Raw genomic sequence first — 22,766 nt, 5'->3', positions numbered from 1 at the left:
TGAATACCCTACTTTCCAAGACAAAACTTACTAAATAATTGTGTTATTAATTCATCAGGTGCTGTGTCACCCGTAATTTCACCTAAGCTATCCCACGCCTCTTTTAGATCTATTTGCACAAGATCTAATGGCATATTATCATTAATAGCCTCAATAGCCTCTATTAATGATTGCTTGGCCTTTCTGAGTAAATCGTTTTGTCTTTGATTTGTTACCATAACTTCACTTTTTGAATCAGTAATTCCCTGTAAAAATAAAGATTTAATTGCCTCTTCTAATCCAATCATATTTTGTTTCTTTAATACTGAAATCGTCACAATAGGACTATCAGTAATTTTTTGAATATCTTTTTTAGTTATTTTCGCCACTTGATCAGCTTTGTTTAAAATGACAATTCTTTTTTTATCTTGCGTTAATTCTAATAATTTCTGATCCTCTTCAGTTAATTCTTCACTAGAATTTATTAGCAACAAAACTAAATCAGATTCAGTTATAGCTCTTTTTGAACGTTCTACACCAATTTTTTCAACTATATCATCTGTTTGTCTTATTCCTGCTGTATCAATTAGTTTTAATAAAATACCTTTTAATGATACATACTCCTCTAAAGTATCACGAGTAGTACCTGCTATATTAGTTACAATAGCCTTTTCTTCTTTAGATAAGTAATTTAATAACGAAGATTTACCAACATTAGGTCTACCAACAATAGCTGTTGCAAGTCCAGACCTAACTACCTTTCCTTCTTGAGCAGTGGCTAATAATTTATCTATTTCTTTGATAACTTGTTGAGCCTTGTCATACATTTCTTTAGAAGTAACATCGTCCATATCATATTCAGGATAATCAATATTAACTTCTTCATGTGCCATGGTATTCAAAAGTTCTTGTCGCAATTTTCTAATTTCAAAAAGAAGTCCACCTTCTAATTGCTTCATTGCTACTTGTCTAGCCCGATCAGTCTTAGCTTCAATAATATCCATAATCGATTCAGCTTGCGTTAAATCAATTCGTCCATTAATAAATGCACGCTTAGTAAATTCCCCTGGCGTAGCCATTCTAGCTCCATTATCAAGAATCAACTGTAATATTTTTTGTGTCACTAATAATCCACCATGACAGGATACTTCAACCGTATTTTCTCGAGTAAATGTTTTAGGAGCTAACATTACTGTTACTAAAACTTCATCTACTACGTCTTTATTAGCATAATCGATAATATGTCCATAATGAATAGTATGCGAGGCAACTTTATTCAAATTTGCTCCTCGGAAGATTTTATTGACTATTTCTAACGCATTTTCACCCGAAACCCTAATAATGGATATACCGCCTTCACCGATTGGTGTGGCAATTGCAGCAATAGTATCATATTGTGTTAAAACCTGTACCATAATTTCACCTTAATTAATTTTGTATAAAAAAAGTGCCCACTCCACCACTACATTGATGGATAAAGCACTTTGACTACTTTATCTAATAACTATAGATAACTATTTAATTTTTCGACCGAATTTCTTATATATTTTCCTATACTTGGCCTTACGCTCTTTTTCTTGCAGCTGTTTAAGCTTTAATTCACGATAATATTTTATCGGATTTTGCAAAAAGAAGGTTTGAATCGCTTGGAACAAATTGGAAATTACCCAATACAAGGATAATGCTGACTGCAGACTACATGCCATCACACCAATAAATACTGGCATAACATATGTCATGCCCTTAGTCATTGCATTATTAGATGATTTAGCTTGAGATAATTGCCCTATGTAACTTGCAATAAATGTAAAAATAGCTGCTAAGATTGGCATAACCATATAAGGATCAGGATGTCCTAAATCCATCCACAAAAACCGTCCATTTTGCAATTCAGGAGTTCTTAAAATAGCTTGCCACAAAGCAATCATAATCGGCATCTGGATTAACATAGGTAAACAGCCTAAATATGGATTAACTCCACTTTCCTTGTACAACTTACTAGTTTCTTCTTGTAATTTTCTACGAGTTTCAGCATCTCTATCTGAATATTTCTTACGTAAAGCTTCCATCTCAGGTTGTAAACTTTGCTGTTTAGCCATACTTTTAATTGAAATAGCATTTAATGGCAATAATACAACCCTAACAATAATAGTAAATACAACTATTGACCAGCCATATGCGTTATGTAATATTGCTGCAAGCCATAAAATAAAACTTGAAATATAGTATAAAATATAACGATCCCAAAAACTGCCACTATTGTTTGACAAAGGCGGTACAGAACCATTACTACTTGTAGAAACACACCCCGTTATGGTTAATGAAATAAGTAAAATCGTTGCGATTACTATTATCTTTTTTAAATTTTTCTTTGATAGAAAGTCGCTCACTTTAATTCTCCTCAACTTGCGATGGTATATCACTAATCAATAAATTAGACAGTTTCATAACATGCTCTAAATTTGCCTTTATACATTTCATATCAAGATCTTTTACATATGGTCTAGCAATTACTAAAAAATCGACATCTTTTTTTATCATATGCTTATCTTCAGTGATTGCTGCTCTGATACATCTTTTTATACGATTTCTCAAAACCGCATTATGGCCAACCTTTTTACCAACAGATATACCTACGCGAAAATGTGGCTGATTAACCTTGTCTAATTGATATAAGACAAAGGCTTTATTAGCCATAGACTGTCCAGTTTCAAATACCAATTGAAAATCTTTTTCTGATTTTACACGATAGGATTTTCTCAAAATAACTCATCCTAACTTTAAACTAAAAAAACCACTGAATATCAGTGGCTTAAGCAGATAAGACTTTTCTACCCTTTTTACGGCGTCTTGCTAAAACCTTACGGCCATTTGCTGTTGCCATACGCTTCATAAAACCATGAACACGTGAACGGTGACGCTTCTTTGGTTGATAAGTTCTCTTAGTGGTCATTATGTGCACCTCCGTTTAGTACTATAAGCACAATTTCTAATTTAGGATATCACAGATAAAAGAAAAAGCCAAGTCTTTTATTGAAAAAAATACTATAGATATTCTTTATTTTATTTTTTAGTCTTTTTTGTTTTGTGAATTTTTTGCGATTAATTTTTTTATATTTATATTATCAACAAGGATTTTTACAAAGTTATCAACAATTAACATCTTGTTTACAAAATTATACACAACCTGTGGATTATTTTTGCAAAATGATTATTTTGTTGTTGATACTCTTGCTTTTTTTATTCACAACCGCTCTGTTTATAACTGCAAAAATTTTGATATTTTGCAGCTTTCTTGTGGATAAAAGCATTTTTTTGTTCACAATTATGTTTAAAAGTGTATTATAGTTTTGCACCTGTGGAAAAACATAGAATAAAATGTTAAACTTATTTTATTAATTATCAACCACGATCTTCTCGGAGGTAATACTTTGTTAGACTTAGAAAAATTTTGGCAATTTTTTACTGACAATATGAAAAAACGTTACAGTGAAGTTGCTTACAATGCATGGTTTAAAAATACAAAACCACTTTCTTTTGATAAAAATAGCAAACAAATGACTATATCTGTTGAATCTCCCGTATCAAAAGGATATTGGGAAAAGAATTTAGCATCTCAACTGATTCAAGAAGCATATGCTTATACAGATATGGAAATTATCCCAATATTTAAAATTGCAGGCGATACTAATTCTGAACGTTTTGTCGTACATAAAACTCAAAAAAAACAAAAACCTGTAATTGAAAACAACCACAATGAATTTGCCAAAGATTTGCAATTAAATAGTAAATATACTTTCGATACATTTGTACAAGGCGAAGGAAATAAGTTAGCTGCTGGAGCTGCTTTAGCTGTAGCTGATAATCCTGGTAGTTTTTATAATCCACTTTTTATTTTTGGTGGTGTTGGACTAGGTAAAACTCACTTGATGCAAGCTATTGGACATCAAATGCTAACGGAAAAAGCTAATGCTAAAATTGTATATATTCAGAGTGAAACTTTCGTTAATGATTTCATCAATTCTATAAAAAATAAGACACAAGATCTTTTCAGAGAAAAATATAGAACCTGTGATCTATTATTGGTAGATGATATCCAATTTTTCGCAAAAAAAGAGGGTATTCAGGAAGAATTTTTCCATACTTTTGAAACACTTTATAACGATCAAAAACAAATTGTGATGACCAGTGATCGCCTACCGAATGAGATTCCTGACTTATCAGAGCGTTTAGTTTCAAGATTTGCATGGGGTTTACAAGTTGAAATTACACCGCCTGATTTAGAAACTAGAATAGCTATTTTACGTAAAAAAGCAGAGGCAGACGGCCTTGGAATCGATGATAATACACTAGATTATGTAGCTTCTCAAGTTGATACAAATATTCGTGAATTAGAAGGTGCTCTTGTTAAAGTGCAAGCTCATGCAACGATAGAAAGAGAAGATATTAACCTTAATTTAGCTAAAGAAGCACTCGCGGATTTAAAATTAGTTCAAAAAACACGCGGACTCGAAATATCCAAAATTCAAGAAGTTGTGGCTAATTATTTTCAAACTTCAACTACAGAATTAAAGGGTAAGAAACGCGTAAAACAAATAGTAGTACCACGCCAAATTGCAATGTACTTATCAAGAAAATTAACAGATTCTAGCTTACCTAAAATAGGGCAAGAATTTGGGGGCAAAGATCATACAACTGTAATGCATGCCTATGAAAAAATCGAAAGATCTCTAAAAACTGATTCTGAAATTAAATCGGCTGTGTATGATTTAAAAGCAATGTTAAATCATTAGAGAAGTTAATAACATGTGGATAAATGAGCTAATTATTCACATGTTTTTTACAGGTTAAATCTTTTATTTTTACTACTTATAGCCACTTTTCAACATAATCCACAGTACCTACTACTACTTCTATATAAATAAATATATAATTAATATAAAGAATAAAAAATGGAGGGGCATATGAAATTCATAATCGATCGAAATTTGTTTTTGAAAAATTTAAACAATGTTCTAAAAGCTATTTCTTCCAATACAGCTATTCCCATCTTGAAAGGGATAAAAATAGATTTATCGGAAAATACATTAACTTTGACGGGTAGTGATACAAATATTTCAATAAAAATAGATATCCCTAAAAGCGATGATCTGCATATTGAATCTACAGGGTCTATTGTATTACCAGCACGTTTTTTTAGTGAAATAATAAAAAAATTACCTGGAAAAGATTTTTCTTTTGAAGTAAAAGATAGTTTTCAAACGAAAATAATGTCTGAAAACAGTGATTTTACAATTAATGGATTAGATGCAGATAATTATCCTAAATTACCAGAAATAACACGGGAATCCTCTTTTGTTATCTCTGGTAAATCTTTCAAAGAAGTAATTTCTGAAACAGTTTTTGCAGTTGCTAATCAAGAAAACAGACCTATTTTGAATGGTGTAAATTTTGATTTCAATCCAAAAGAAATAAATGCAATCGCTACAGACAGTCATCGTTTATCAAGAAGAACATTAAAGCTTGCAACTGGTCCTGCAGTAGCAACTAATCTAGTTATTCCTGGCAATAGTTTAATTGAGTTATCAAAAATTATTGCTGATGATGATCCACAAGTTACTGTCATTCCAGGCGAAAATCAAGTTTTATTTAAAATTTCCAACATTAATTTTTATACAAGACTTTTAGAAGGATCATACCCTGATACCGAACGATTAATACCTCAGGAAGCAACTACTACAGTTGAACTAGATGCTCTTACTTTGGCACGTTCATTGGAAAGGGTTAGCTTATTAGCACATGAAAGTCGTAATAATGTGGTAAAAATGTATCTAAATGTGGAAGATCAGATTATAAAATTAAGTGGTGATTCTGCAGAAGTAGGTAATGTTGCAGAAGAATTAGCATTTGATTCCCTTAATGGTGAAAATTTAGAGATTTCATTTAATCCTGATTATTTGCGTGATGCATTGAGAGTTTCGATAACGGATTCGATAGTAATTAAATTTACGAAACCATTGAGACCATTTGTGGTCGTCCCTAAAGATAGTGATGAAAAATTTATTCAATTAATCACTCCAGTTAGAACTTTTTAATAAATAAAAAAGTAAGTTGCATATAATATTAACCAAAAATTCAGGTTGCTATTCATGTAGCTTGCTTTTTATTTGTCTCTAATTGACTATATCATAGCCAATAAGCGAAAATTATGATTGATTAGTCATAATATATTAAATTGTATAAAACATGGCTAAATAGTGGTATAAAATTGTATTTTATGCATAAAAAATATATAATTGAGTAGAGTATTATGTAAATGGGGTGGTTTTATCAAAGACTTTGTAATTAATGGAGAATTTATAACTCTAGCACAATTTTTAAAAGAAGAGTCAATAATATCTTCTGGTGGTCAAGCTAAATGGTATTTGAATGAAAATCCAGTTATGCTTAATGGAGTTCTTGAGAATCGTCGTGGTAAAAAAATCCATCCAGGTGATCAAATAGTAATTAATAAAAATTTATATAATTTTATTATGGGGTAATTGATGTATCTTGAAGATTTAACTTTAAAGGATTTTCGAAATTTTGATAGAGTTAAAGTAAATTTTGATTCCCATATAAATATCTTTATTGGAAAAAATGCACAAGGTAAGACCAACTTGCTAGAAGCAATTTATTTTTTAGCACTTACCAAGTCACATAGAACTAGTGTAGATAAAGAATTAATAAAATTTAATATGAAAATTGCGGGTATCCATGGTACTTTGTGTAAAAGAAATATTAGGTTTGATCTTAAGTTATTAGTATCCAATAAGGGAAAGAAAGCATGGATAAATCGGTTAGAGCAGAAAAAGTTATCTAATTATTTGGGAACTATGAATGCGATTCTTTTTTCCCCTGAAGATTTATCATTAATAAAGGGATCGCCAGCATTTAGAAGACGTTTTATGGATTTAGAATTTGGTCAAATAAATGCTGAATATCTTTACTTTTTAACGAGATATAGACAGGTTTTGCAACAGCGAAATACCTATTTGAAACAAATATCCAGTAAAAAAGCAAGTGATCCAATATTTTTAAATGTGCTAACTGATCAATTAGCTGGATTAGCAGCAGAAGTAGTGCATAAACGAGTGCTATATTTAGATTTGCTGAAAGAAAATGCTAAGAAAGCATATGCTTTTATAAGTGATCAGAAGGAAATTTTAGATATAGAATATAAGGCATCATTTCCTGAGTTTGACGAAAAGGACTCAGTAGAAAAAATATATAAAAAAATATTGTTAAGTTTTGAGCATGTAAAAGTCAATGAAATGAGGTTAGGTACTACATTGGTAGGACCACATCGAGATGATTTGCAAGTATTTATCAATAAAAAAAGTGCTCAGGAATATGCCTCGCAAGGGCAACAACGCTCGATTGTGCTTAGCATAAAATTAGCGGAAATTGACTTAATGCATCAGATATTGAATGAATATCCAATTTTATTGTTGGATGATGTAATGAGTGAGCTAGATAATATAAGGCAGAAAAATTTACTTAATTATATTAATGGCAAGACTCAGACTTTTATTACTACAACTGATATAAATAGTATTTCCCAGGAAATGATTAAAATTCCAAGAATATTTAGAATAGTTTCAGGAACAGTAAGTGAGGAGAAGTAAATGGCTGATAATAAGAATATTCAGGACCAAGCACTTAATTTCGAAAAGCGTGCAGAAAAATATAATGCAAGCCAAATTCAAGTGTTAGGTGGGCTGGAAGCTGTTAGAAAGCGTCCAGGTATGTACATTGGAAATACTAGTATACAAGGATTACATCACTTAGTATGGGAAATTATTGATAATAGTATTGATGAAAAATTGGCAGGATTTGCCACCAAAATAGAAATTACTGTTAATGAAGATGGTAGTGTTACTGTTGAAGATGATGGTAGAGGAATACCAGTAGATATCCAAAAGAAAACTGGTAGATCTGCTTTGGAGACAGTCTTTACGGTTTTACATGCTGGTGGTAAATTTGGTGGTGGCGGATATAAGGTATCAGGTGGCTTACATGGTGTAGGTGCATCTGTTGTTAATGCTTTATCTACTAAATTAAATGTTATTGTCATGCGTGATGGTAAAAAATATTGTATTGATTTTAATCATGGACGTGTAGAACAAGAAGTACATGAAGTTGGTGAAGTACCATTAACTCAACATGGTACTATTGTACGCTTTTACCCAGATCCTGATATTTTTACTGAAACTACTGTTTTTGATGATCGAATTTTAAAAAATAGAATTAGAGAATTAGCATTTTTAAATAAAGGATTAAAATTAACCTTTACTGATAAAAGAAAAAATACAGCAGAAAAAGATATTTATCATTTTGAAGGTGGCATAAAGGAATACGTTTCTTTCCTCAATCAAAAAGAACAAGTATTATTTGAACCTCCTGTATATGTTGAAGGAGATTATGACGGTATTAATGTAGAAGCATCACTACAATATATCACTGGTTATAAGTCTACTTTGCTTACTTTTGCCAATAATATTCATACATATGAAGGTGGTATGCATGAGTCAGGATTTAAGACAGCTTTAACAAGAGTTGTTAATGATTATGCACGAAAAGCCAAAATTTTGAAGGATAATGATGATAATCTTTCAGGAGAAGATATTAGAGAAGGCATGACGGCAGTCATTTCTATTAAGCACCCTAATCCACAATTTGAAGGACAAACCAAAACAAAACTTGGAAATTCTGATGCAAGGGCGGCAGTCGATAAGGCATTCTCAGATACCTTTAGTAAGTTTTTATTGGAAAACCCGCAAGTTGGTAGAAAAATTGTAGAAAAAGGTCAATTAGCAGCACGAGCACGAATTGCAGCAAAACGTGCTCGTGAAGTAACACGTAAAAAATCTGGGTTGGAAATTGCTAATTTACCAGGAAAGCTTGCAGATAATACAAGTAATGATCCGAAGATTTCAGAATTGTTTATCGTCGAAGGTGATTCAGCTGGTGGTTCTGCAAAACAGGGTAGATCTAGATTAACTCAAGCTATTTTGCCGATTAGAGGTAAAATCTTGAATGTAGAAAAAGCCTCTATGGATAGGATTTTAGCTAATCAAGAAATAAGGACTATTTTTACTGCTTTGGGTACTGGCTTTGGTGCTGATTTTGATATTAATAAAGCTAGATATCATAAATTAATCATAATGACTGATGCTGATGTTGATGGTGCACATATTAGAACTTTATTGTTAACTCTGTTTTATAGATATATGAAACCGATGATTAAGGCAGGTTATGTATATATAGCACGACCACCCCTATATCAAGTAAGGCAAGGTAAAGTTATTAAGTACTTGGATACTGATGAAGAGTTACATGATTATCTGGGAACTCTTCAACCTAGTCCGAAACCTATTGTTCAAAGATATAAAGGATTAGGTGAAATGGATCCAGAGCAATTATGGGAAACAACAATGAATCCAGAAAATAGGAGATTGGACCGTGTTGATCCAGAAGATGCAGAAGATGCAGAAGAAGCATTTGAAATGTTGATGGGTAACGAAGTAGGTCCTAGACGTGAATTCATTGAGCAAAATGCAAAATATGTTGAGAATTTGGATGCATAGGAGGCTTAAATGGATAACCAAAATCAAGATCACAGAATAAGAAATGTTGATCTAACAAAGACAATGCGTAGTTCTTTTTTGGATTATGCAATGTCAGTTATTGTTTCACGTGCATTACCAGATGTTAGAGACGGACTAAAGCCTGTTCAGCGACGTATTCTTTATGGAATGAATGAGCTAGGAGTTTTTCCTGATAAGCCGTATAAAAAATCTGCAAGAATTGTCGGAGAAGTTATGGGTAAATTTCACCCACATGGTGATTCATCAATATATGAAGCCATGGCTCATATGGCACAAGATTTTAGTTACCGTTATATGTTAGTAGATGGACATGGAAACTTTGGATCTATCGATGGAGATCGTCCAGCTGCAATGCGTTATACGGAAGCACGTATGAGTAAGATCGCAATGGAAATGTTGCGTGACATCAATAAGGATACTATTGATTGGCAAAGGAACTATGATGATAATGAAAATGAACCAGTAGTTTTACCTGCTAGAGTACCAGCATTATTAGTTAATGGTGTAAGCGGTATAGCAGTTGGTATGACTACCAATATACCGCCACACAATCTTTCTGAGATTATTTCTGGATTGCATATGTTGATGGAAAATCCTGATGTTTCTGTTAGAGAATTGATGACTGCTATTACTGGACCTGATTTTCCAACAGGTGGAATTATCATGGGACGTAGCGGTATTTTAAGAGCATATAAAACTGGTAAAGGTAATATCGTAGTTAGAGCAAAGACTAACATAGATACCGAAAAAAGTGGAAGAGAACGCATTATCATTAGTGAAATCCCTTATATGGTTAACAAAGCAGAATTAGTAAAAAAAATAGCCGATTTAGCCAGAGATAAAGTTGTAGATGGGATAACAGGTATACAAGATGAATCCGATCAAAAAGGATTGCGGATAACCATTGATATTAGGCGTGATGCAAGTGCGAGTGTCGTTTTAAATAATTTATTTAAACAAACACAATTACAATCTAATTTTGGTGTTAATATGGTCGCTATTGTGGATGGTTCACCTCATGTTTTGAATTTGAAGCAAATTTTGCAATATTATTTAGCTCACCAAGAAAATATTATTACCCGCAGAACTAAATATGATTTGAAAAAAGCCGAAGCAAGAGCTCACATTATTGAAGGTCTGAGAATAGCATTAGATCACATAGATGAAATTATAAAAATAATACGTGGTTCTAAAAATAGTGATATTGCTAAAGAGCAATTAATTACGAGGTTCGGATTGGATGATCGCCAGGCACAAGCTATTTTAGATATGCGATTAGTTCGACTAACTGGTTTGGAAAGAGATAAATTAGAAGAAGAATATCGTGATTTGTTAGAAAAAATTGACGATTATAAAGATATCTTAGCTAAGCCCGAGCGTGTTGATCAAATTATCTTTAATGAATTGTTGGATATTCAAAAGAGATTTGGCGATGAGAGAAGAACTGAAATCTCAGATAGTGAAATTATTTCAATTGATGATGAAGATTTAATTGAAAAGCAAAATGTTCTTTTAACATTAACTCATAATGGTTATATTAAACGTATGCCTGCAGATGAATTTAAAGTTCAAAATAGAGGTGGACGTGGAATTAGAGGTATGGGTGTACAAAATGATGACTTTATTAATCATTTAATTTATGTCAATACTCATGATTACCTGTTATTCTTTACGAATAAGGGAAAGGTATATTCCAAGAAATCATATGAAATACCAGAATATGGCAGAGCAGCTAAAGGTTTACCTATCATTAATTTAGTTCAATTGGAAAAAGGCGAGAATGTCCAAGCTGTTGTAAAAATAGCCACTAATGATACAAATAAGTATTTAATGTTTGTGACTAAATATGGTATTGTTAAACGAATTAGTATTAGCGAATTTACTAATATTAGGCGTAGTGGTCTAATTGCGTTAAATTTACGAGAAAATGATGAATTAAGTAACGTTTTGCTTACAGATGGATCACAAAATATTTTAATTGGTACTCGCTTAGGATATGCTGTAATTTTCAATGAAAATGAAGTCAGAACGATGGGTAGAGTTGCATCTGGTGTTCGTGGTATAAAATTGCGTGCTAATGACTATGTTGTAGGATCTTCAATCGTTGATGATAATTCTGAAGTTTTAGTTATATCTGAAAAAGGTTATGGAAAACGAACCCTAGCAAGTGAGTATCCAATTAAAAGTAGAGGATGCATGGGAGTTAAGACTACTAATGTTACTGAAAAAAATGGACCATTAGTTGGTGTCACGGTAGTTGATGGTAGTGAAGATCTTATGCTAATCACGGATGCTGGCGTTATCATTAGATTAGAAGTTGATGGTGTATCGCAAACTGGTCGAGCAACCATCGGTGTTCGCTTAATTAAATTAGACCAAGGAACTAAGGTTGCAAGTTTAACTAGAGTTAAATCAGAAGATAATTCTGAGATTTAAAAATAAAAATTACCATATTTTGCGTAATTATTTTTTGGGCAAAGCCCAGGATCACGTAAAAAAATTATGGTAATTTTTTAATTCTTGTGATAAAATCAGAGATTGTGAGTAATGTCAATAATTACTCCTTGTTCTTGATTATCTCAAGAACCATTTAGTCCAAGAGGAGGTGTACTGTAATGGCAAAAACTAAGTATGAAATTACATATATTATTAAGCCGGATATTGATGAAGATTCTAAGAAGGCCTTGATCGAACGCTTTGATAAAGTTGTGACAGACAATGGTGCTCAAGAACTTGAGTCAAAAGATTGGGGTAAGAGACACTTTGCATATGAAATTGAAAAATATCGTGAAGGTACTTACCACATTTTAACTTTTGTTGCTGAAAATGCAGCAGCTGTTGATGAATTTGGTCGTTTATCCCGTATTGATGGTCAAATTTTACGTTCAATGACTGTTAAGTTAGATAAGTAATATTTTTCGTGAATTAGGAAAGGAGACATATAAGTATGATTAATAATGTTGTACTCGTTGGTCGTTTAACACGTGATCCTGATTTGCGTACTACTGAAAGTGGAATTTCAGTTGCTACCTTTACTTTGGCAGTTGATCGTCAATTTTCTAATAGTCAAGGTGAGCGAGAAGCTGATTTTATAAATTGCGTAGTTTGGCGTAAAGCTGCTGAGAATTTAGCAAACTTTACTTCAAAAGGTTCGCTTATTGGTGTTCAGGGTCGTATTCAGACAAGAAGCTATGATAACAAAGAAGGGCAACGTGTATACGTTACGGAAGTAGTTGTTGATAGTTTTTCATTTTTAGAATCACGTCGTAGTCGCGAAAATAAACCAGTAGCAAGCAATAATTTCAGCACTACAAATAATGTACCTACTGAGGAACCTAAGCAGGATCCTTTCGCAGATACAGGTAAGACTATAGAAATTTCAGAAGATGATTTACCGTTTTAATAATAAATTTTAGAAAGGACTTGTAGACATGGTTCAACAAAGAAGAACTACACATCGCCGTCGTAAAGTTGACTTTATTTCGGCTAACCATATTGATTACATCGACTACAAAGATGTTGATTTGTTGAAACGTTTTATCTCAGAAAGAGGTAAAATTTTGCCGCGTCGTGTCACTGGTACAAGTGCAAAGAATCAACGTATGTTGACTGTTGCTATTAAGAGAGCTCGTGTTATGGGCTTGTTGCCATTTGTTTCAGAAGACTAGGCTAAATAAATTTTGAATAAAATTGAGCTGATACCAGTTAATTGACTGATATCAGCTTTTTTGTTATAAACTGATATTTAAATTTAATATGATACTGGAATTAATAAGGTATAATATATATTATTGCGGAGTGCATAATTTGTAAAACTCACTAGGAAGGAATCTTTATGAAAGATTTTCTACGCAAACTTGAATTACCAGCATTTGTCAAAGATTCACGTTTAACTGCATCATTAATTATTGTTCTTTCACTGTCATTTGTTGGCTTTATTGTTGGCCTATTAATAAGCCCCTTATATGGGTTGGCTATGTTATTACTTTTTATTTTGACATGTACGTTTAGTATTTATGGAATTTATGTTTTAGCTATAAATACTAATAATTATGCTTCTAACTTGTCTTATCGTATAAAACGTGGAGAACAGGAAGCAATGATAAAAATGCCATTAGGAATATTACTCTATGATGAAGATCAACAGATCCAGTGGGTTAATCCATATCTACAGTTATTTTTAAAAAATAATGATATGATAGGAACCTCACTCAAAAATCTAGATGAACAGCTATATAAAAGTATCAATGATGCTATAAGAGATAAAGATACTAATAATAGAGTTATTAGAGTAGGAAAGCATAAATGTGAAATTGTTGTCCAAAATGATTTAGGTGTAGTGTATATATTAGATATAACTAAGTATGCAGCTATTGAACGACGATATCAGGATCAACGATTATCTATTGGATTAATTTTTATTGATAATTATGATGAATTAAGTCAAGCTATGGGTGATCAGAATTTAACCGATATGAGTTCATATATTCAAAATGCATTAAATGAATATGCTAAAAGATTTAATGCATATCTTAAAAGGATAGATGAAGATCATTATTTGTTGTTATCCCATATGATTGATTTACATAAAATGGAAGCTGATCGATTTTCTATTTTGGATAAAGTCAGGAAAGAATCTAGCAGATGTAATACACCATTAACTTTATCAGTTGGTATTGCATTTGGATCCGAAAGTTTAAATGATATTTCTGAACAAGCACAGTCTAATTTAGATTTAGCATTAGGTCGTGGAGGAGATCAAGTAGTTGTTAGACAAATTGGTAAAGATGCACACTTTTATGGTGGCAAATCAAATCCAATGGAAAAGAGAACCAGAGTAAGAGCTAGAGTAGTTTCGCAAGCATTACAGGAACTATTTAAAGATGCAGATCATGTTTTTGTACAAGGACATAAGAGCCCAGACTTGGATGCCATCGGGTCAGCTATAGGTATTGTAAAAATTGCCAGAATACATGGTGTTAAAGCTAATGTTATATTAGATTTGAGTGAACTTAATTATGATGTTGAACGTTTAATTAAGAAGATGCAGGAAGCAGGGGTTGATCAAGAAACATTTATCTCACCTGATGAGGCAGTTCAAATCGCTACAGATAATTCTTTATTGGTTTTAACAGATCATTCTAAATATTCTATCACTTACAATCAATCCATATATGATAAGATGAAAAATCGTTTAGTCGTGATTGATCATCATAGACGTGGAGAAGAATTTCCAGAAAATCCGATGTTAGTGTACATTGAACCATATGCTTCTTCTACATGTGAACTTGTTACTGAAATGATTGAATATCAACCGCAAGGCGGAGATGGTGTATTAAATTATTTAGAAGCAACAGCGATGTTAGCAGGAATTACGGTAGATTCTAAAGAATTTTCATTGAGAACGGGAACTAGGACTTTTGATGCAGCTAGTTATTTGCGTTCTATAGGTGCTGATTCGCAGGTTGTTTCGTATTTGCTTAAAGAAAGTATTGATAATTATTTAAAACGGAGTTATCTGGTATCAACTGTTGATATGGTTCATTCTAATATGGCTATTTTGTCAGGAAATGATAGTGAAATTTATGATGCTATTATCATTGCTCAAGCTGCGGATACAGCGTTATCTTTAGAAGGTGTATCAGCTAGTTTTGCGATTGCCAGAAGATCTAATTCGATGATTGGTATCTCTGCTAGATCTACAGGAAAAATAAATGTTCAAGTAATTATGGAAAAATTAGGTGGTGGTGGTCATTTGTCTAATGCTGCTACACAATTAGATAATATTTCTGTATCAGAAGCAAAAGAGCGGCTCTTACAAGCAATTGATAGCTATTTACAGGAGAATTGATAGGAGGAAAAATATATGAAAGTAATTTTTATATCTGATGTAAAAGGCAAAGGTAAAAAAGGTCAAATTAAAGAAGTTCCAACAGGTTATGCTCAAAACTTTTTGCTTAAGAAGGGACTTGCTAAAGAAGCTACAAGTTCAAATTTAAATATACAGAAACGTTTAGAAAAGGCTGAACATGATGCTTATGAAGCAGAAAAAGCTGAAGCTGAACAAATTAAGTTGAAATTGGAAGATGACAAAACGATTGTTAAATTTCAATCTAAAGCTGGCAACGATTCTAGATTATTTGGATCTATTTCAAGTAAAAAAATTGTGGAAGGCTTAGAAGAACAATTTGGTATTGTAATTGATAAAAGAAAATTGATGCTACCAGAGCCTATTAAAGCATTAGGCTATACTAATGTAGCCGTAAAGCTTTTTAAAGGTATTGAGGCAAAGATTAGGGTTCATATTACGGAGAAAAAATAAAATAAATGGCTAATATTATATCGCAACAGATACCACACGACAGCGAAGCAGAAAAAGCAGTTTTAGGTGCTATTTTTTTGGATAATAGTGCGATTGTAGATGCATATGATATATTGAAACCAGATGATTTTTATGAACGTGCCAATAAACTAGTCTTTCAAGCAATGATTAATATCTCTGAACGCGATGAGGGTATAGATGCATTAACATTGCAAGATGAATTGAAAAAAAATAACCAGTTAGATGATATTGGTGGTATTGCTTATGTATCAGAATTAGCTATGTCGACGCCTACGGCAGTTCATATAACCTATTATGCCAATATAGTTAAACGTAAAGCTATCTTGCGAAATCTGATTTTTACTAGTCAAAATATCATTCAAAATGCTATTAAAGATTCAGATGATATTACAGATATTTTAGATGATGCAGAGCGGTCGATCCTTAATGTATCACAAGATAATTCTCAGAATGGATTTAAGACCATTAAAGACATTTTGAGTGAAACTATCGATAATATAAATAATATACCTGCTGATGGAAACATGGTAACAGGTCTGGCTACTGGTTTTGTGGAGCTAGATAAGATGACTACTGGATTTCACGATGATGAAATGATTGTCTTTGCTGCACGACCAGGTGTAGGAAAAACTGCTTTTGCATTAAACGTTGCACAGCATGTTGGCTTGTATGACAAAAAAACTGTAGCTATTTTTTCATTGGAAATGGGTGCAGAGCAGTTAGTTCAAAGAATGTTAGCATCACAAGGATTAATTAATTCTCAGCATTTAAGAACAGGACAATTGGATAGCGATGAATGGAACAAGCTTTTTGTTGCAAGTGGGTTGCTAGAAGCTACTGATATTTATATAGATGATACTCCTGGTATAAAAATTAGTGAGATAAGGGGAAAATCAAGAAAATTAGCCAAAGAAAAAGGAAATTTAGGGTTAATAGTAATTGATTATCTACAACTTATTGAAGGTGGAAAGAGTGAAAGTAGGCAGCAAGAAGTTTCTTTCATATCTAGGCAATTGAAAAAGTTAGCTAAAGAATTACACGTACCTGTAATAGCACTTTCACAATTATCAAGATCAGTTGAACAAAGGCAAGATAAAAGACCTGTATTATCTGATATTCGTGAGTCAGGATCTATTGAGCAAGATGCAGATATTGTAGCATTTTTATATCGAGATGATTATTATCGAGACGATAAAAGTACAGATATTAAGAGCGAAAAAGATAATGGTGAAGTTGAAATTATCATTGAAAAGAATCGATCGGGTAGTAGAGGAACAGTTAAATTAATGTTTTCAAAACCATATAATAGATTTTCTAATTTGGATTTTGCACATAACAATGTTCCGACTGAAAAATAGTGTATTATACAAAAAATAGACTCATGTGAGTCTATTTTTTTTGCATAGTTTGATCATAAGTCTAACGAAACTTTGCGAAAGTTTCAATGATTAAGGATAGTTTAGAGCGTAAAGAAAAAGACAGGACTATTTATATCAATGTTAATATCTTTGATCAGTATTATATTGATACCTACTATAACGCTTAGATCGATTTTTTCCGTAAGCAACTAAGTATTTCAACAATTTATCACAGTGGACACGTTTTGCTTTAGAGTCATCTACTCAAAAGGGCACGTATTATTGTAAGAAGCTATTTATGTATTGTGGTGCACGATTGTAAAGAAAACTTTCACACTTGAAGATTTTAGAGATACTTTATACGTTCATAAGAGTTATGATCAGAAAGTATTGATCAGAAGATTCTCAATCCCTCGATTGAATATCTAGTACCGTATTTTTTTATCTTCGCTTTACTAAAAATTATGCTAAGGGTGCTCACGGAAGAAATCTGATTATTATCGAGCATTGAAAGAGAGTTCTTTTACTTGGATGGATAAAAAGAACGACTAGTTACCATTCTTAGATTATTTTTTAGGCGTGGTTTTAAAAGATTATCTAGATTTTAATGAACGGGTGAGCCTCATTAATCAAACAGATTAACCTGTTGATAAATTAATCTGAGAAGTTTTATCATTAAGGAGCTAAATAAGCGTATTCCACAATATAGTGAAATTACAATCTGTCGAGCACTTAAGAAGCTATGAGAAGAGGAAAAATACCCAAGTTTAGTAATGTTAGAGCAACCAAGTATGGATTAAAGGTATAAAGTAGTTTTAAGTTTTTATAATAATATAGTGCTAATACTACTTAGTGTAAAGATAATGTAATAATTACACGCCGTAAACTTGAAGACAGAAAAGCCAACTAAGCAATTAATTTTTAACTTAATTGGCTTTTTGATGTTATTTTTAAAACTGATTAAGGAATAGAGGTAACAAAATTGAATATAAAATGTTAGGAAAAGGAGTAACCAACAATATAAACTTTTTGGGATAAATGTCATATATATTGATAGAAATTCGTAGTATTTTTTGGCATGGGCATAAAAACTTTCTGGATAGTTACGTACATATTAGTTAAAAATTGAGAACAAATATTGAATTTTATTTTTTTAATTAATTGAAATATAAAGTTAGTTCAATTTTGCTTTAAAGCATACCAGCTAGCTATGATAGCAATTAAAATATTAGGCAAGTTAAAACAAAGATGTGCAATTATTCCATAAGTAAATGTATGAGAAAAAATAAATAGTGACCAAAAAAAAGAAGACCATATTAAATAATAAAAAATATTTTGTATTTTAGATGTTTTTTTTAGAAAATAATCCATATTATGAACTATACAAAAAATAGTATAGCTAGTTATAACTGCTATTACCAGGTTAGATGAGAAATAGAATAATATAATCCTAAAAAATATTTCTTCAGCAATTGAATTAGAGAATAAAAATAAAGAATTCACTATAAAAATTCTAGGCTTTGCATTTGATGAAAGATAAAGAAATTTTCCCAATATAAAGATACTTTGGCCTCTCATTTTAAAAAATTGCCAAATAATTGGAATTAATATTGCTATTAATAAAAGTAGAATATTGTCTGGAGTTTTTATAAGGTGACATATGTTACTTTTTGCGAAAATTATAGGTAGAACCATAAAAAAAATATATAAAGTTCTTCTACATAAAAATTTTATAAAACTTTTATTTTTATTTTTTATAAAGCATTTAAAATAAATCCATACAAATATATACAGCCATAATAAAGTTAAGACTTGTGAATTATTTACAAAATCTAATAATAAGAAAAATAAGGTTATAGTTAAGAAAATCTTAATTGGTTGATGATCCATAATTGTCTCCTGCATATAAATATATCAGTGTAATTATATAATTAAATGGTGAATTTATTAAGTGACTTATGAAAATAATAATATTGTAAATTTTATGAGAATTATTATAGCAAAAATCAAATTTTTAGTAGAAAAATATTGCTAATTTAATGATAAGTATTATAATAAAAATAAAAACTTTAAGGAGAAAAATGGCAATTATTATTACTATGGCTGGTGAAGGTAAGAGAGCTAGAAAAATGTTTAATACAAATTTACCTAAATTTGAAATAAAAATAAATAATAAATCATTTTTTTGATCGAACTTTATCAAGTGCTAGCTTTATTGTAAAGATTAAGTTGTTATTTTTAAGCTTAGCTGATGCCCTACTGGAAGTAAGTGAATTTATATTTTTAATGATATTTACAATAATTGATTATGGTAATTTTAAAACATGGTTAATTATTATGAGTATGCTAGTAGTTATTGCCTACTGTTATGAAATCTTTTACGAATTAATAGTTAAAAAATATTCTGGATATAGTTCTAGAAAAATAAATTTTTTGGGACCAATTTTATTTTATCCATTGCTATTCTTTTATAGAACTATAGTAATCATACTCTATCCTTTTTATCGAACTAAGATATATAAATTATTTAAAAGGAATACAAGAAAAGATAATACATATGAAAAAAATATTAGTACCAATTGATGATATTGTTTTAAATATATATTCCAATAAAGAAAATTTACTTGAAGAATTATATAAGTTACTTTATCCATATTATGTTGAACTGAAAAATATTAATATAATTGAATCAGCAAAAATGTTTTACAAATATATAAATGATTTAAATGATAGAAAATATATTTCTATATATGCTTTAGATTCAGAAATTAAAGTACATAGAAACAACAAAAATGAATTAATCATAGCATTTCACTATTTACAAAACATGGTTATGTTGCTACATGCTGATATGACTTTAATTCTCATTATTTCTAATGAAGACTTAGGGTTGTATGATATAAATCGATTAATAAGGGCTTTAAATTGTGCCTCATTAGAAAAAAGATGTATTAAATTACATGGATCAGCTATAGCTCTCGACGATCAAGCTATAGTTTTTATTGGTGAAAAATTTGCTGGTAAAACAACCTCTATGTTACAAAGTATTAGAATTCTAAAAAAATTAAGGAGAACTGTACAATTTATATCTAACGATGACATCTTTATTAGTAAAAATTATGTATGGGGAACGAACCGATCAGTATCAATACGTCAGATCACTTTTGACATGTTAAACTTTTCGCCTCCAAATTCAACTTATCAGCTCCCTATTCAAAACCGGAATGCTAAGTGGAAAAGAAAATATAGATATAAACCAATAGAACTCATGGAAAATTTAAATATTAAAGTTTTACGTTGTGCTCCAGTTAAAAAAGTAGTATTACTGGAACATTCCTATCAATCTCCTTTAGTAAAATATAATTATTCCGCTAGTTATTCTGATCTGCAAAATGCTGTATTACCTAAAATGAAAAATAACATTCTTTGTAATTATGAGAGTAATGAAAAAAATAAAGAACATTTTAAAAGAATGTAGTTTTTCGTATATTAGGTGCAATGAATCAAACATACTAGAAACTATAAATAAATATTGGAAATTAGTGATGCAAAATGAATAATATGAATATTATAAGAATACTGAACAACAGGTTAAACAGCAACTTAACTCCTACAAATCATGAATCGTTTAATTCTACTTTCTTTGGCAATAGCAAGAAATATAATCGTAATGTATTTGTTAAAGTATTTGATTCAGTTAATAAATTTAATACGGAAAACTTAATTACTCAACAATTAAGTGATAGAGTATTAGAAACTTTTAAAATTAATGATGATGGCCTAAAATACGTTTTGGTTATGAATGATCTCAAGCCGATAGATTTAGAAAATACTGTAAGCATACATCAAGCTTATGAAATGGGAATCGTGCTAGCCAAATTCCATAATATCGTGAAACCTTTTAACGGAATGAAAGAAGAAAATAGTTATTTTAGTAAAATATCTGAAGATATAAATAAATTAGAAAATGTGACACAAAAATATAAATTGAAAAGTCTATTAAAAGAATTTTCTAATTTACAACCTTTAATTGAAAATGATCTCAATGAACATTCTAATACTGTACTCCATGGAGATGTAGGAATCAGAAATTTCAAAATTATAAATGGGGCTTTAACTCTAATTGATTATGAACGAGCAAGACTAGGTCCAAATTATCAAGATTTTATAAAATTATTTTTTCAAGATTTCAAATTAAATAATAGTCTTATATCTTCTTTTCTTAAAGGTTACGAATCAACTAGCATCCATACATTTCAATTAAAATCATGGACTCAACAATTTATTATTTTTGCAACTGCCGTTGGAATAATGAAATATACAGAAAAAATTAAAGATGAGCCTTTCAAAAAAATTGGAATGCAAATGTTAGAAAGTGTAGAGGATTATTTCAAATATAAAAATATTTAATAAGCTTTATTTCCGTAAGTTACGGTGATGCTCTGGGAGTCCCAGGAACACATTATTCTGGTAGTACTATAATGAATTTATACGGAGAAAATGCAGCATATCATTTCAACTTAAAAGTTAATAGAAGTAGAACTGTAATAAAGAAATGGCAATTAGGTCAATCTACAGATGATAGCAACCAATTTATTCAAGAATGTGATGCTTTAGCGACTAGTTGGGATCGAGATTATTTATGGAAAGAACTTAGAAAAATTGATTTACCTTATAGAAAGACATCTACTTCCACTGGCAAAATGTTAAGCTTAGATGAACCTCATGTGAGCTTAAAAGGTGATGGCAACGGGTGTCTTATTATGGCATTAAGTTACGGAATGCGATTTTCAATTGAAACTTTAAGTTTAGAAAAAAATGGCAACAGCTAATTGATGGTATTACCCTAACTCATAATGGTAACAAAGTCCTGATTTCTACAGTACTTCTTAGTAGTCTTTTTTCATATATTTTGAAAAAAAACTCAATTTCAACTTCACTAAATATGGCCTTCAAAGAAGCCTATGAATTTTGCAAATTTACAGGACTTCAAGAGCAAAATTTTTTAACAAAGTTATATAATAATTGGCTTTTCTCCAATAAAGCTCTAAAAAGGTTGGCTAATTTGAGTGAGCAAAAAAGAGGTAATATAGGTTTTTCTGTAAAAGAATCAATGTCTATAATTTTTGCAATAGTAGGAAAATATTGTGGAATAAATAAAGAAACAATTACATTAGAAGATATTATGCTAGATATTTTCAAAATAGGAGGAGATACCGATTCTATTGGTGCAATAGTTTTTTGTATTATAGGACCATCTTTCTTACTTTATCCTAAAAAGGATAATCTAAAAATTTTATTAGATCAAAATAGAAAACTATATTCTAAAATTGATACTACCTATTTAAAATATTTAGCTTTAAACAAAGTTTTGTTACCTTCATTTAAGACTAATTAAAATAGCTAGTGTTATTTCTGCGTCTTATGACTAAACCT

At 30.8% G+C, this 22,766-nt stretch carries 21 protein-coding genes; 16 read left to right on the top strand and 5 right to left on the bottom strand.

Annotation, left to right across the window (positions count from 1 at the left end; genetic code table 11):
- Nucleotides 1-8: 8 nt before the first annotated feature.
- From mnmE to rpmH, 4 genes are all read right to left on the bottom strand, one after another.
- Nucleotides 9-1,394 carry a tRNA uridine-5-carboxymethylaminomethyl(34) synthesis GTPase MnmE gene (mnmE, locus tag HMPREF0520_RS02320; RefSeq protein ID WP_006729298.1) on the bottom strand — a complete coding sequence of 462 codons (1,386 nt, stop codon included), beginning with the start codon at nt 1,392-1,394 and terminating at the stop codon, nt 9-11.
- A 99-nt stretch (nt 1,395-1,493) separates the two neighbouring features.
- Nucleotides 1,494-2,369, bottom strand: coding sequence for a membrane protein insertase YidC (locus HMPREF0520_RS02315; RefSeq protein WP_006730777.1), 876 nt, complete (start codon nt 2,367-2,369; stop codon nt 1,494-1,496).
- Between the two features lies 1 nt (nt 2,370).
- Nucleotides 2,371-2,742, bottom strand: a complete 372-nt coding sequence (gene rnpA / locus HMPREF0520_RS02310; RefSeq protein ID WP_006729296.1) for a ribonuclease P protein component — start codon at nt 2,740-2,742, stop codon at nt 2,371-2,373.
- Between the two features lie 49 nt (nt 2,743-2,791).
- Nucleotides 2,792-2,932, bottom strand: a complete 141-nt coding sequence (gene rpmH, locus HMPREF0520_RS02305) for a 50S ribosomal protein L34 (protein WP_006729295.1) — start codon at nt 2,930-2,932, stop codon at nt 2,792-2,794.
- 478 nt (nt 2,933-3,410) lie between these two features.
- On the opposite strand from rpmH, the gene dnaA reads away from it, so the two are divergent.
- From dnaA to dnaB, 12 genes are all read left to right on the top strand, one after another.
- Nucleotides 3,411-4,772 carry a chromosomal replication initiator protein DnaA gene (gene dnaA, locus HMPREF0520_RS02300; protein ID WP_006729294.1) on the top strand — a complete coding sequence of 454 codons (1,362 nt, stop codon included), beginning with the start codon at nt 3,411-3,413 and terminating at the stop codon, nt 4,770-4,772.
- A 171-nt stretch (nt 4,773-4,943) separates the two neighbouring features.
- On the top strand, nt 4,944-6,074 hold the full coding sequence (gene dnaN / locus HMPREF0520_RS02295; RefSeq protein WP_006733323.1) for a DNA polymerase III subunit beta: 1,131 nt from the start codon (nt 4,944-4,946) through the stop codon (nt 6,072-6,074).
- 201 nt (nt 6,075-6,275) lie between these two features.
- Nucleotides 6,276-6,521, top strand: a complete 246-nt coding sequence (yaaA, locus tag HMPREF0520_RS02290) for a S4 domain-containing protein YaaA (protein WP_006729292.1) — start codon at nt 6,276-6,278, stop codon at nt 6,519-6,521.
- Between the two features lie 3 nt (nt 6,522-6,524).
- A complete protein-coding gene (gene recF / locus HMPREF0520_RS02285; protein WP_006729291.1) occupies nt 6,525-7,646 on the top strand; it encodes a DNA replication/repair protein RecF in 1,122 nt (373 codons plus the stop codon).
- A complete protein-coding gene (gene gyrB, locus HMPREF0520_RS02280; RefSeq protein ID WP_006729290.1) occupies nt 7,647-9,608 on the top strand; it encodes a DNA topoisomerase (ATP-hydrolyzing) subunit B in 1,962 nt (653 codons plus the stop codon). It begins immediately after the preceding gene.
- Between the two features lie 9 nt (nt 9,609-9,617).
- Nucleotides 9,618-12,065 (top strand): DNA gyrase subunit A, encoded by a 2,448-nt coding sequence (gene gyrA / locus HMPREF0520_RS02275; RefSeq protein WP_006729289.1) that lies wholly within the window; start codon nt 9,618-9,620, stop codon nt 12,063-12,065.
- 179 nt (nt 12,066-12,244) lie between these two features.
- Nucleotides 12,245-12,541 (top strand): 30S ribosomal protein S6, encoded by a 297-nt coding sequence (rpsF, locus tag HMPREF0520_RS02270; RefSeq protein WP_006729288.1) that lies wholly within the window; start codon nt 12,245-12,247, stop codon nt 12,539-12,541.
- A gap of 35 nt (nt 12,542-12,576) precedes the next feature.
- Nucleotides 12,577-13,032, top strand: a complete 456-nt coding sequence (gene ssb, locus HMPREF0520_RS02265) for a single-stranded DNA-binding protein (protein ID WP_006729287.1) — start codon at nt 12,577-12,579, stop codon at nt 13,030-13,032.
- A gap of 28 nt (nt 13,033-13,060) precedes the next feature.
- Nucleotides 13,061-13,297, top strand: coding sequence for a 30S ribosomal protein S18 (gene rpsR / locus HMPREF0520_RS02260; protein WP_006729286.1), 237 nt, complete (start codon nt 13,061-13,063; stop codon nt 13,295-13,297).
- Between the two features lie 167 nt (nt 13,298-13,464).
- Nucleotides 13,465-15,480, top strand: coding sequence for a DHH family phosphoesterase (locus tag HMPREF0520_RS02255; protein ID WP_006729285.1), 2,016 nt, complete (start codon nt 13,465-13,467; stop codon nt 15,478-15,480).
- A gap of 15 nt (nt 15,481-15,495) precedes the next feature.
- On the top strand, nt 15,496-15,951 hold the full coding sequence (gene rplI, locus HMPREF0520_RS02250) for a 50S ribosomal protein L9 (protein WP_006729284.1): 456 nt from the start codon (nt 15,496-15,498) through the stop codon (nt 15,949-15,951).
- A gap of 5 nt (nt 15,952-15,956) precedes the next feature.
- Nucleotides 15,957-17,330: a replicative DNA helicase gene (gene dnaB / locus HMPREF0520_RS02245; RefSeq protein ID WP_006729283.1), complete on the top strand. Its 1,374-nt coding sequence runs from the start codon at nt 15,957-15,959 to the stop codon at nt 17,328-17,330.
- A gap of 1,179 nt (nt 17,331-18,509) precedes the next feature.
- Here dnaB and HMPREF0520_RS02240 read toward each other — a convergent pair.
- Entirely contained in the window at nt 18,510-19,220 is a 711-nt protein-coding gene (locus HMPREF0520_RS02240; RefSeq protein ID WP_010222069.1) for a CPBP family glutamic-type intramembrane protease, read from the bottom strand.
- Nucleotides 19,221-19,887: 667 nt separating this feature from the next.
- Here HMPREF0520_RS02240 and HMPREF0520_RS02230 point away from each other — a divergent pair.
- The 4 genes from HMPREF0520_RS02230 (at nt 19,888) to HMPREF0520_RS02215 (ending at nt 22,728) form a co-directional block, all read left to right on the top strand.
- Nucleotides 19,888-20,808 (top strand): hypothetical protein, encoded by a 921-nt coding sequence (locus HMPREF0520_RS02230; protein ID WP_006729279.1) that lies wholly within the window; start codon nt 19,888-19,890, stop codon nt 20,806-20,808.
- Between the two features lie 74 nt (nt 20,809-20,882).
- Nucleotides 20,883-21,740 carry a phosphotransferase gene (locus HMPREF0520_RS02225; protein ID WP_006729278.1) on the top strand — a complete coding sequence of 286 codons (858 nt, stop codon included), beginning with the start codon at nt 20,883-20,885 and terminating at the stop codon, nt 21,738-21,740.
- 71 nt (nt 21,741-21,811) lie between these two features.
- The gene (locus HMPREF0520_RS02220; protein ID WP_006729277.1) at nt 21,812-22,162 is read left to right on the top strand and encodes a hypothetical protein; all 351 of its coding nucleotides are present in this window, start codon (nt 21,812-21,814) and stop codon (nt 22,160-22,162) included.
- Nucleotides 22,162-22,728 (top strand): ADP-ribosylglycohydrolase family protein, encoded by a 567-nt coding sequence (locus tag HMPREF0520_RS02215; protein ID WP_308444620.1) that lies wholly within the window; start codon nt 22,162-22,164, stop codon nt 22,726-22,728. Before HMPREF0520_RS02220 ends, HMPREF0520_RS02215 begins: the two co-directional genes overlap by 1 nt.
- The last annotated feature ends 38 nt before the right edge of the window (nt 22,729-22,766 follow it).

Origin of the sequence: Lactobacillus iners DSM 13335 (genome assembly GCF_000160875.1) — a bacterium.
Taxonomy (GTDB): domain Bacteria; phylum Bacillota; class Bacilli; order Lactobacillales; family Lactobacillaceae; genus Lactobacillus; species Lactobacillus iners.
This window is presented reverse-complemented; position numbering and strand designations above follow the sequence as displayed.

Excerpts from the sequence above, each read along its gene's own strand:
- mnmE (WP_006729298.1), bottom strand. The coding sequence starts at position 1,394 with ATGGTACAGGTTTTAACACAATATGATACTATTGCTGCAATTGCCACA.
- rpmH (WP_006729295.1), bottom strand. The coding sequence starts at position 2,932 with ATGACCACTAAGAGAACTTATCAACCAAAGAAGCGTCACCGTTCACGT.
- dnaN (WP_006733323.1), top strand. The coding sequence starts at position 4,944 with ATGAAATTCATAATCGATCGAAATTTGTTTTTGAAAAATTTAAACAAT.
- recF (WP_006729291.1), top strand. The coding sequence starts at position 6,525 with ATGTATCTTGAAGATTTAACTTTAAAGGATTTTCGAAATTTTGATAGA.
- gyrB (WP_006729290.1), top strand. The coding sequence starts at position 7,647 with ATGGCTGATAATAAGAATATTCAGGACCAAGCACTTAATTTCGAAAAG.
- gyrA (WP_006729289.1), top strand. The coding sequence starts at position 9,618 with ATGGATAACCAAAATCAAGATCACAGAATAAGAAATGTTGATCTAACA.
- rpsF (WP_006729288.1), top strand. The coding sequence starts at position 12,245 with ATGGCAAAAACTAAGTATGAAATTACATATATTATTAAGCCGGATATT.
- ssb (WP_006729287.1), top strand. The coding sequence starts at position 12,577 with ATGATTAATAATGTTGTACTCGTTGGTCGTTTAACACGTGATCCTGAT.
- rpsR (WP_006729286.1), top strand. The coding sequence starts at position 13,061 with ATGGTTCAACAAAGAAGAACTACACATCGCCGTCGTAAAGTTGACTTT.
- HMPREF0520_RS02255 (WP_006729285.1), top strand. The coding sequence starts at position 13,465 with ATGAAAGATTTTCTACGCAAACTTGAATTACCAGCATTTGTCAAAGAT.
- rplI (WP_006729284.1), top strand. The coding sequence starts at position 15,496 with ATGAAAGTAATTTTTATATCTGATGTAAAAGGCAAAGGTAAAAAAGGT.
- dnaB (WP_006729283.1), top strand. The coding sequence starts at position 15,957 with ATGGCTAATATTATATCGCAACAGATACCACACGACAGCGAAGCAGAA.
- HMPREF0520_RS02240 (WP_010222069.1), bottom strand. The coding sequence starts at position 19,220 with ATGGATCATCAACCAATTAAGATTTTCTTAACTATAACCTTATTTTTC.
- HMPREF0520_RS02230 (WP_006729279.1), top strand. The coding sequence starts at position 19,888 with ATGAAAAAAATATTAGTACCAATTGATGATATTGTTTTAAATATATAT.
- HMPREF0520_RS02225 (WP_006729278.1), top strand. The coding sequence starts at position 20,883 with ATGAATAATATGAATATTATAAGAATACTGAACAACAGGTTAAACAGC.
- HMPREF0520_RS02220 (WP_006729277.1), top strand. The coding sequence starts at position 21,812 with ATGAATTTATACGGAGAAAATGCAGCATATCATTTCAACTTAAAAGTT.